Consider the following 12,174-nt stretch of genomic DNA (forward strand, 5'->3'; position numbering starts at 1 on the left):
TCAGATACTGCGTTTGCGCGTGAGCGCGGGAATTGTCGTCATCGGTACTTCGATAGGCCGTACCTCGCCCACGGCGGCAGCCACCAGGGCCAGGGTGGGCTGGCCGAACAGCACACGGATATCGGCCTCCATGCCGTCCTGGCGCATGCGTTCGATCAGCGTCACGGCGAGCAACGAGTGGCCACCCAGTTCGAAGAAGTGGTCATGCCGACCCACTCGTTCGACCTTGAGCAACTCCGCCCACAACGCTGCGAGCTTGATCTCCATGTCGTCCACCGGGGCTTCATACAGACGCGTGGTGTAGGCATGGCTGTCGGGGGCCGGTAGCGCCTTGCGGTCGAGCTTGCCGTTCGGCGTCAGGGGCAATGCATCCAGGCGCACGTAGGCGGCGGGCACCATATACGCTGGCAACTGCGCTTGCAGGTGCGTGCGCAGGGTTTCGATGTCGACGGCTTCGTCCGGCGAGTGCTGGGTGAAATAGGCCACCAGGCGCTTGTCGCCCGGGGCGTCTTCACGGGCCAGGACTACGGTTTCTTTCAGCGCTTCGTGGCGGGCAAGCTTGGCTTCGATCTCACCCAACTCGATGCGGAAACCACGGATCTTGACTTGGTCGTCGTTGCGACCCAGGTATTCGATGTTGCCGTCCGGCAGGTAGCGACCCAGGTCGCCAGTACGATATATGCGGGCGTTTGGAGCCGTGCTGAACGGATCTTTCAGGAAGCGTTCAGCCGTCAGGTCATCGCGGTTCAGATAGCCGCGAGCGACCCCGGCCCCGCCGATGTAGATTTCACCCGGCACGCCCAGTGGCACCGGTTGTTTATGTTCGTCCAGCAGGTAGAACTGCGTATTCGCCACCGGTTTGCCGATGTGCGCGGCAAAGCCGTCTTCGCGGGCCATCGACACCCAACTCGAATACGTCGTGGTTTCCGAAGGGCCGTAGAGGTTGCACAGGCGCTTGACCTGGGTCTGTTCGAATAAGGTCTCCACCAGGCTTCGCTTCAAGGCCTCACCGGCGACGTTCACCGTGTCGATGCCGTCGCCTACACCACCGGACTCCAGCAACGCCTTGAGCGCTGACGGCACGGTGTTGATCAGGGTGATGTCGTGTTCGCCCTGTTGCAGTTCCAGCACATTAGTGACCACGTCGATGCTGCCGCCGGAGGTCAGCGGCGCGAAGCATTCGTAGACGGCCAGGTCGAAGTTCAGCGAAGTCGAGAACAGGGTTTTAGCCAAGGTTTCCGAATCGAACGAACGATGGGCCCAAGTGAGGAAGTTCACCGTGTTGCGGTGCTCGATCATCACGCCTTTAGGCAGGCCGGTCGAACCCGAGGTGTAGATGACATAGGCCAGGTGCGAGGAGGTCAGCTCGGCGACCTTGGGATTCTGGACGGATTCGTCCTGCCACAGTCCGCTGTCCAGATCGACCACTGGCATCGATGCGCCTGCCAGCAATTCAAGGGTCGCCGTCTGCGCCAACACCGCTGCTGGCGCGCTGTCTTCCAACATGTAGGCAATCCGATCCAGCGGATACGCCGGATCCAGCGGCACATAACCACCGCCGGCCTTGAGGATCGCCAGCAGTCCCACCACCATGTCGATGCCACGCTCGACACAGATCGCCACCCGCGAATCCGGCTCCACGCCCTGCTTGCGCAGGTGATGGGCCAGGCGGTTGGCCCGTTCGTTCAACTCGCGATAAGTCAGGCGCCGCTCGCCACGAACCACCGCCACGGCATCCGGCGTACGCTGGACCTGCGCTTCGAACAACCCATGGATCGTCTGCTGCCGCGGATAGTCGGCCTCGGTGGCGTTAAATGTCACCAGCAGTTGCTCGCGCTCCGAATCCGGCAGGATCGACAAGTGCTGCAAAAGCAAGTCCGGCTGCTGCTCAAGCATGCCGACCAGGTTCTCCAGCGTGTGTTGCACATAATTACAAAGCCGTTGCGCACCAATGCGTGCCGGGGTCATGACGGTAAAGCTGAACCCTTCGCCCTGGTCATCCACCGACAACATCAGCGGGTAATTGGTCCGCTCCTCGCCACCGAGGATCTGGATACCGTTCCAAGCCGACAAGGTCTCGCTCGACACTGTGGTGCCGGTGTGGCGATAGTTGAGCAAGGCACTGAACAACGGCGTCGGCGCCTGCACACCGCTGCAGCGTTGCGCCAGCGCCAATGCGGCGTGTTCATGGCCCAGTAACGCGGTCAGGCGAGCATGGGTTGCTTTCACCCCCGCACGAACCCCGGTTTGCCCGACACTGACCCGCAACGGCAGGGTATTGATGAACATCCCCAGCGCCCGGTCGGCCCCCTCGCCGCCCTGCATCCGCCCCACCAGCACCGTACCGAACACCACATCGTCCTTGCCCGATATCTTGCCCAGTACTTGCGCCCAAACCAGGTGGTACAAACTCGCCGCGCTCACCCCAAGCAGACGTGCCTGGGCCCGCAGCCGACGACTGAGGTCGGCCGCGACGTCCTGGCGCACCTCTTCGAGGCCGCTGCCATCGCCTTGCACATCCTGCAAATCGAACGGCAGCGTCGGCTCGTCGATGTCACCGAGCATTTCGCGGAAAAAGGTTTCGTGCGCCTCACGGCTCACACCCAAGCGAGCCTGGGCCACGAAGTTGCGGTACGGCACCGACGCCGACAGCCGCTGCGCCTGACCGAGCATGTGCGCCTCGATTTCCGCCGACAGCACCGCCAGTGACGTGACGTCGTCCACCAGGTGGTGAAACAACAGCATGCCCACCCAACGTTGGTTCGCCGGGTCTTGCGCATGGACGAGCCGCATCATTGGCGCCTGGCGAATGTCCAGGCGATAGAACCGCGGGTCGAAACGCTGGTGCAACTGCGTGGCGATGTCACCCTGGCTCGGATCCAGCGCAACCGACTCGACACTCAGTGGCGCGTCTCGCCAGACCACCTGCATGGGTTCGGGCAGGCCTTCCCAGAGTACGGCGGTGCGCAGGATATCGTGGCGGTTAATGACGGCTTGCAGCGCATGGGCGAAATCTTCCAGGCGCGTGAACTGGTCGAAACCGAATATCACCTGTTGCAGATAGGGGTCGCCTTCGGCGGCAGCCAGATGGTGATAGAGGATGCCTTCCTGCAGCGGTGCCAAGGCATAAATGTCTTGGACGTTACTGACGCCGCCCGGCACCGCCGCGACGACCTGCTCGATCTCCGCCTGGGACAGATCGGCCAGCGGCAGCATGTCCGGTGTGATGCGTGTGCAACCGGCCGGGATCCCGTTGGCCGGTACGACAACTTCCCGATAACCCCCGACGGCGGCGGCCAACGCGGCCAACGTCGGCTGGCCGAACAAGACCCGCACATCGACGCTCAGCTCGACCTGGCGCAGGCGTTCGATCATTTTCACGGCCAATAACGAGTGACCGCCCAGTTCGAAGAAGTTGTCGTGGCGACCGACCTGTTCGAGCTGGAGCAGGTCTTCCCAGATCCGGGCAATACTGGCTTCCACTTCGCCTTGTGGCGCCTCGTATTCACGAACAATCACTGCCGAATGATCCGGTGCCGGCAGCGCCTTGCGGTCGAGTTTGCCGTTGGGGGTCAGCGGCAGTGCGTCGAGCCGGATGTAGGCGGTTGGCACCATGTACTCAGGCAGTTGCTCTGATAGATGAGTACGCAGGGTTTCGATTTCCGCCATCTCATCCACCGAATGAGTGGTGAAATAAGCCACCAAGCGTTTTTCGCCCGATGCATCTTCACGGGCCAGCACCACGGTTTCCTTCACCGCGTCATGTTGCGCCAGCCGCGCTTCGATCTCGCCCAACTCGATGCGGAAACCACGGATCTTCACCTGGTCATCGTTGCGCCCCAGGTAGTCGATGTTGCCATCCGGCAGATAACGACCCAAGTCACCGGTGCGGTACATCCGGGCATTCACCAAGTCGCTGAACGGATCCCCCAGGAAACGCTCGACGGTCAACTCCGGACGGTTCAGGTAACCCCGCGCCACCTGCACGCCACCGATGTAAATCTCACCGGCCACACCCAGGGGCACCGGTTGTCGATGGGCGTCGAGCAGGTAGATCCGCGTGTTGGCAATCGGCTTGCCGATCGGTGTGCTGTCCGGGGTGTCTACCCCCGTGCAGTCCCACGCCGTCACGTCCACCGCCGCTTCGGTCGGGCCGTACAGGTTGTACAGACCGGTCTGCGGCAGTTGCGCCTTGAAGCGCCGCACCAGGTGCCCCGGCAACGCCTCGCCACTGCACATCACCCGCACCAAGCCTTCGCACTGACCCGCCTCGCCATGGGCCAGGAACACGTCCAGCATCGACGGCACGAAGTGCAACGTGGTGATGCCCTGGGCCTGGATCACTTCGCGCAGGTACGCCGGGTCGCGATGCCCGCCTGGACGGGCCATCACCAGCCGCGCACCGCTGAACAGCGGCCAGAAGAATTCCCACACCGACACGTCGAAGCTGAACGGGGTCTTTTGCAACACCGCGTCTGTGGCGGTCAAAGCGTATTCGTCCTGCATCCACAGCAGCCGGTTGACCACCGCGCCGTGCTCGTTCATCACGCCCTTGGGCAGGCCGGTCGAACCCGAGGTGTAGATGACATAGGCCAGATGATGGGCATGCAGGCCCTCGACCTGCGGATTGTCGGTTGGCTGCGTCGAGAACCCTTTTGCCTCATCCAGCAGCAGGGTCCGCGCCTGGGTAGCCGGTAGGCTCGCCTGCAAAGCGCGCTGGGTCAGCACCACCATGGGCGCGCTGTTTTCCAGCATGTAGGCCAGGCGCTCGCGGGGATAATCCGGGTCCAGCGGCACATACGCCGCGCCGGCCTTGAGAATGCCCAGCAGGCCCGCGACCATGTCCAAGCTACGATCGGCACAGATCGCCACGCGGTCATCCGGGCGAACGCCCAGTTCCAGCAGGCGATGGGCAATCTGGTTGGCGCGCTCATTCAGTTGTGCGTAGCTCAGTTGCGCCTCGCCAGCCACCACCGCCACCGCGTCCGGGCAGGCCGCGACCCGCGCCTCGAACAGGCCGTGCAAGGTCAGGCCTTGCGGGTAGTCAACCGCAGTGGCATTGAACATTTCCAACAGCTGCTGACGTTCGGCCTCTGGCAGACTCGTGAGGGCCTGCAGTGGCGTATCCGGCGCCTGCTCCAGTGCGCTGACCAGGCTTTCGAGCGTGGTCTGCACGTATTCGCCGATACGTCGCGCGCCGGTCCCCACCAACGCTTGCACCACCAGGCTGAAGCCCTCGCCTTCATCGTCCACGGCCAGCGCCAAGGGGTAATTGGTCCGTTCTTCACCGCCAATCGACTCGATGCCTTGCCACGCCGTCAGCGCCTGCGCGGTCACCTCGACCCCGCAATGACGATAGTTGAGCATCGAACTGAACAAGGGTGTTGGCGCAACCACGCCACTGCAACGCTGGGCCAGTGCCAACGGAGCATGCTCATGGCCCAGCAGGCCGGTGAGTCGCTTGTGGGTGGCCTTCACCGCTGCGTATACGCCTTGCCCAGCCAGGCTCACCCGCAATGGCAGGGTGTTGATGAACATGCCCAAGGCCCGGTCGGCCCCATCGCCGGCCTGCATGCGACCCAACAGCACGGTGCCGAAGACCACGTCGTCGCGACCGCTGACACGGCCCAGGACGTGCGCCCAGGCCAAGTGCATCAAGCTGGCCGCGCTGACGCCCAACTGTCGGGCCTGGGCGCGAAGCCGACGGCACAGGCCCGCCTCCACGGTCAGTTTCACCTCTTCCACGCCAGTGCCATCGCCTTGCACGTCCCGCAGGCCGAACGGCAGCGTCGGCTCGTCGATGTCGCCGAGCATCTCGCGGAAAAACGCTTCATGGGCCTGTTGGTCGACACCCAGGCGCGCCTGGGCCACATAGTTGCGATAAGGCACCGACTCTCCCAGTTCATGCACCTTGCCCAGCAACTGCGCCTGCATTTCACGTTCAAGCACTTCCAGGCCGGTATGGTCCAGGACCATGTGGTGGAACAGCAGCATGGCGACCCAGCGCCGGTTCGCGACGTCTTCGGCGATGGCCAGGCGCAACATCGGTGCCTTCCGCACGTCCAGCCGATAATGCCGGGCATCGAAACGCTCATACAGCCGGGCAACGGCATCGCCGCCGCTCGGGTCCGCGTCCAACTCGTCTACGCTGAGCCGAGCCTGTCGCCACACCACTTGCATCGGTTCGTCGAGGTGTTCCCAGACCATCGAAGTCCTGAGAATGTCGTGCCGGTCGATCACCCCCTGCAAAGCCTGGGCAAAGTCATCCAGGCGGGCCTGAGTGTCAAAACCGAACAACGTTTGCAACACGTACGGATCGCCCATTTTTGCCGTCAAATGGTGATACAGGATGCCTTCCTGCAGCGGCGCCAGCGGGTAGATGTCCTGCACGTTGCGCGCCCCTCCCGGCACGCTCGCCACGATCCGATCGATGGCCTCCTGGCTCAACGCCGCCAGCGGCAACATGGCCGGCGTGATGCGCTCACAGCCTTCGACGATGGCGCAGGCCGGCACCACAACGTCCCGGTGCCCGCCCACCGCAGCGGCCAGTGCCTGCAGCGTTGGCTGACTGAACAGCACCCGCACATCCACCGACAGTTCGGCCTGGCGCATGCGCTCGATCAGCCTCATCGCCAGCAGCGAATGCCCGCCCAATTCGAAGAAGTTGTCGTAGCGACCAACCCGTTCCACTTTCAACAGCTCGGCCCACAGGTCGGCCAAGACCTGCTCGATCTCGCCCTGCGGCGCTTCGTAGGCCTGGCTGGCGTAGGCCTCGGCATCCGGTGCCGGCAGCGCCTTGCGGTCGACCTTGCCGTTGAGGGTCAATGGGAACGCCGGCAACACCACGAACGCCGCGGGCACCATGTAGTCCGACAGGGTCGCGGACAATTGCTCGCGCAACCCGGCCACGCTCAGCTCGACCTGCGGCTGGGCGATGACATAGGCCACCAGGCGCTTCTCGCCCGATTCATCGGCCCGCACCAGTACCACCGCGTCCTTCACACCCACGCAAGCCACCAGCTTGGCTTCGATCTCGCCCAGTTCGATGCGGAAACCGCGGATTTTCACTTGGTCGTCGTTGCGCCCCAGGCATTCCAGGCTGCCTTCGGGCAACCAGCGGCCGAGGTCGCCGGTGCGATACAGCAGCGCGTCGGGTTCATGGCTGAACGGGTCGGCGATGAATTTTTCCGCGGTCAGGTCCGGCCGGTTCAGGTAACCCTTCGCCACCCCTTTGCCGCCGATGTACATCTCGCCGACGACACCCAACGGCGCCAACCGCTGGCGTGCATCGAGCACATAGACCTGGGTGTTGCCAATGGGGCCGCCGATCGGTACGCACTCGGCATCCGCCGCCACGGCCTTCACCTCAAGGGTGGTGGCGTAGGTGGTGGTTTCGGTCGGGCCATAGCAGTGCACCAGGCGCAGGTCCGGCGCCAGGTCCAGCAAGCGCCGGAACGACGCCACGTCGGCCCGTTCGCCGCCGCACAACAGGATGCGCAGGCCGCCGATAGCCCGGGGAATCAGTTGCACGTACCGGTTGAAGATCGCCGTGGTCACGAACAGCACGGTGATGCCCGCATCCTCCAGCACCTGGGCAAACCTCGAAGGTTCAAGCAGGGTGTCATGGTCGATCACCACCACTTGCCCGCCATTGAGCAAGGCGCCCCAGACGTCCATGGTGCTGGCGTCGAACGCCGGGTTGGAGGCGAAGGCAATGCGATCGTTGGCGTTGAAATCGGCGTAACCGTTGTTGATCACCAGGCGGTTGATCGCCCGGTGCGGCACCAGCACGCCTTTCGGAGTGCCGGTGGAGCCCGAGGTGTACATGATGTAGGCAATCGATTCGCTGGACTGCGCCAATGCCGGGTTGTGCAGCGGCCCCTCGTGGTCCAGCGTGTCCAGGTCGATGCGCGAAACGTCCTCGGGCACGGTCTCGGTACTGAACGTCAGCAGGCACTTGGCCTGGCAGTCGTCGAGCATGAAGCCTTGGCGCTCCAGGGAGGCGTTACGGTCCAGCGGCACATAGGCCGCCGCGCACTTGAGGATCGCCAGTTGACTGGCCAGCAGCTCGATGGAGCGTGGCAGCAGGATCGCCACGCAGTCATCCGGCTGCACGCCGAGGCCGATCAGGTGATGGGCCAGGCGGTTGGCGCGCTCGTTCAGCTCCGCGTAAGTCACTTGCCGCTGCCCGTGCACCGCCGCAATCGCCTGCGGCAGGTACGCGGCCTGGGCTTCGAACAGCGCCAGGACCGTCTGCTCGTGGGGATAGGCGCGCTGGGTGGCGTTGAAGTCCACCAGCAGTTGGTTACGTTCGCTTTCCGGCAGGATCTCCAAGCGGTTGAGGGGCGTCTGGGGTGCTTGCTCAAGGGCTTGCACCAGGCTTTCCAGGGCCGTGTGCATGTAGGCGCAAATGCGCGCCGCACCGATGCCTTGCGACACCAGGGCACTCAGCATGAAACCGTCGCCCAGGTCGTCCACCGACAGGGTCAGCGGGTAGTTGGTCCGCTCTTCGTTGCTGAGGATTTCCATGCCCTGCCAGGCGCTTACGGCCTCGGCTGAAACGGTGCCGGTCGCGCTGTGCCGGTAGTTCAGCAGCGCACTGAACAACGGAGCCGGTGCGGCCACGCGGCTGCACCGTTGCGCCAGGGCCAGCGAAGCGTGTTCGTGACCGAGCAAGGCGGTCAGCCGTTCATGGGCAGTCTTGACCCCGGCGCGGGCGCCCTGCTCGTCCAGCTTGACCCGCAGCGGCAAGGTGTTGATGAACATGCCCAGGACCCGGTCGGCGCCCTCGCCGGCCTGCATCCGTCCCATCAGCACCGTGCCGAACACCACGTCCTCCCGCGCGGACAAACGTCCCAGTACCTGCGCCCAAGCCAAATGGTGCAGGCTGGCCGCACTCACCCCGAGCTGCCGCGCCTGGGCCCGCAAGCGATGGCTCAAGGCAGCGTCCACTTCCAGCTTGGCCTCCTCGATGCCGCGACCGTCACCCTGCACCTGTTGCAACCCCAGCGGCAGGGTCGGCTCGTCGACATCACCCAGCATCTCGCGGAAAAACGCCTCGTGCGCTTGCTCGCTGACACCCAGGCGCGCCTGGGCCACATAGTTGCGGTACGGCAGCGCAGCGGCCAATTGGCCGGCCTGGCCCAGCAGGTGCGCCTGCATTTCCTGCTGCACCACCTCCAGCGCGGTATGGTCCAGGGCAATGTGGTGGAACAGCAACATCGCCACCCAGCGCTGGTTGGTCGAGTCATAGGCATAACGCAGGCACATCAGCGGCGCCTGGCGAATGTCCAGGCGATGATGACGGGAGTCGTAACGGGCATGCAGTTGGGTCACGGCATCGACGTCCGCCGCGTCCAGTTGCAGTTGCTCGACGCTCAACAGTGCCTTGCGCCAGACCACCTGTACCGGTTGCTCCAACCCCTCCCACATGATCGAGGTGCGCAGGATGTCGTGCCGATCGATGACACCTTGCAATGCCTGGGCAAAGGCCTCGAGGCGCGCCTCGTCCTGGAAGGCGAACAGCGCCTGCAGCACGTAGGGATCGCCCTGCTGCGCCGAGACATGGTGATAGAGGATACCTTCCTGCAACGGCGCCAGCGGGTAGATGTCCTGCACGTTGGGCGCCCCGCCCGGCACCGTAGCGACGATCCGGTCGATCGCCTCCTGGGTCAATGTCGCCAGCGGCAGCATGGCCGGGGTGATCCGCGCACAATCGGGAGTGATGCCATTGGCCGGCACCTCGATCTCATGGCCGCCCCCCACCGCCGCGGCCAGTGCCGCGAGGGTCGGCTGGCCGAACAGCACGCGGACATCGGCACTCAAGCCGACCTGGCGCATCTGCTCGATCAGGTTGACGGCGAGCAAGGAATGGCCGCCCAGCTCGAAGAAATGATCGTGACGCCCCACCCGCTCGACATTCAGGACTTGCTGCCACAGTCGGGCCAGGGTGATTTCGGTTTCACCTACCGGGGCTTCGTAGCCCCGGGTGATGATCGACGCCTGGTCCGGTGCCGGCAAGGCCTTGCGGTCGAGCTTGCCGTTGGGCGTCAGCGGCAAGGCATCCAGGCGCACGTAGGCGGCCGGCACCATGTAGTCCGGCAAGCGGCTTTGCAGGTGCGCGCGCAGGGCTTCGATGTCCGCGCGGTCATCCGTTGAATGCAAGGTGAAATAGGCCACCAGGCGTTTTTCGCCGGGAACGTCTTCACGCACCAGCACCGTCGCCTCTTTCACCGCAGCGTATTGAGCCAGGCGGGCTTCAATCTCCCCCGGTTCGATGCGGAAGCCACGGATCTTCACTTGGCCGTCGTTGCGGCCCAGGTATTCGATATTGCCGTCCTCCCGGAAGCGCCCGAGGTCGCCGGTGCGGTACATCAGCGCCTGGGCGTCCTGGCTGAACGGGTCGAGGAGGAACTTCTCGGCGGTCAGGTCCGGGCGGTTCAAGTAGCCGTTGGCGACCCCCAGGCCGCCGATGTAGAGCTCGCCGGCCACACCTTGGGGCACGGGTCGCTGTTGCGCATCGAGGAGGTAGACCCGGGTGTTGCCCAAGGGCCGGCCAATCGGGACGCTGCCATCGCCGACGGCCTTGATTTCATAGGTGGTCGAAAACGTCGTCGCTTCCGTCGGGCCGTAGCCGTTGAGCAAATGGGCCGGCGCGCCCTCTTTGAGGACGCGGGCGATTACCGCCGGATCCAGCACGTCGCCGCCGACAATCAAGTAGCGCAACTGGGCGAACACGTCCATCAGGCGGTCGGCGTATTGGTGAAACAGCCCCGCCGTCATCCACAACACATTCACCGCTTGCTCGAGCAACAGCCTGTGCAAGCGTTCCTGGGACAACAGCACGTCCTGGTCGACCACCACCACGCAACCGCCGTTGAGCAACGGTGCCCAGACTTCCAGGGTGCTGGCGTCGAAAGCCGGGTTGGAGGCGAAGGCCACCCGGTCCTGCTCGTTGAAATCGGCGTAACCGTTATTGATCACCAGTCGGCTGATGGCCCGATGCGGCACCAGCACGCCTTTGGGCGTCCCCGTGGACCCTGAGGTGTACATGATGTAGGCCGGCGCTTCGCTCGATGCCGGTTGCTGGCGGCAATGGGCCGCCAGCTCGGGAAGCTCGACACTGTCCAGGTCCACCCGACGCATGCCCGGCGCCAAGGCTTCGCGGCTGTGGGTCAAGGCCAGCACGGCGTGGCTGTCCTCGATCATGAACTGCTGGCGCTCGGCGGGCGCGTTGACGTCCAGCGGCAGGTACACCGCCGCGCACTTGAGGACGGCCAACTGGCTGACCAGTAGATCGAGCGAACGTGGCAGCAGGATCGCCACGGTTTGACCCGCGTGCAGGCCAAGGTCGAGCAGATGCCTGGCCAAGCGCTCGGCCTTGCTGTCCAGTTCGCGGTAAGTCAGGACTTGCCCACCCTGCACCGCTGCCGGTGCGTCCGGACGTGCCTCGGCCTGGGCCTCGAACAAGGCATGAATCGATTGTTGCCGCGGATAGTCACGGTCGGTGTCATTGAACGACACCAGCACCCGTTCGCGCTCCGATTCCGGCAGGAACGACAGGCTGTTGAGCCTCGCGCCAGGCGCAGACTCCAAGGCGCAAACCAGGCTTTCAACGGCGGCCTGCATGTAGTCGCCGATGCGTTGCGCGCCAATCAACGCAGTGGCTTGCACCGACAAGGCGAAGTCATCGGAAAAATCGTCCACCGAAAGAATCAGCGGATAGTTGGTGCGTTCTTCCGCGCCCAGGGCTTGCATACCGTCCCAGGCCAGGCTGACCTCGGCCGGGAGCGCTTGGGCGCTGCTGGCGCTGTGGCGGTAGTTCAGCAACGCGCTGAACAGCGGTGCCGGTGCCGCCACGCCGCTGCAACGTTGCGCCAGGGCCAGGGATGCGTATTCGTGACTGAGCAGGCTGCTCAACCTGGCGTGGGCGCTTTTCACCCCATCGCGCACGTTCTGTGCACCTACCCCCACGCGCAACGGCAAGGTGTTGATAAACATGCCCAGGGCCCGGGTCATGCTTTCGCCGGCCTGCATGCGGCCGAGCATCACCGTGCCGAACACGACGTCCTCACGACCCGAGACGCCGCCGAGCACCTGTGCCCAGGCCAGGTGAAAAATGCTCGCCGCGCTCACGCCGAGCTGACGTGCCTGCGCGCGCAGCCGGCAACTGAG

At 64.4% G+C, this 12,174-nt stretch carries 1 protein-coding gene (only partly in view); it reads right to left on the reverse strand.

Going from position 1 to position 12,174, the window contains the following annotated elements:
• A protein-coding gene (locus tag M1D99_RS17775) for an amino acid adenylation domain-containing protein (RefSeq protein WP_458130528.1) crosses the window boundary here: on the reverse strand, positions 1-12,174 show its 3' portion. The gene runs 1,002 nt beyond the window's last position; only the last 12,174 of its 13,176 coding nucleotides appear in the window; its start codon lies off the right edge, out of view — the gene reads right to left on this strand; its stop codon occupies positions 1-3.

It is taken from the genome of Pseudomonas sp. R3-41, assembly GCF_054161485.1.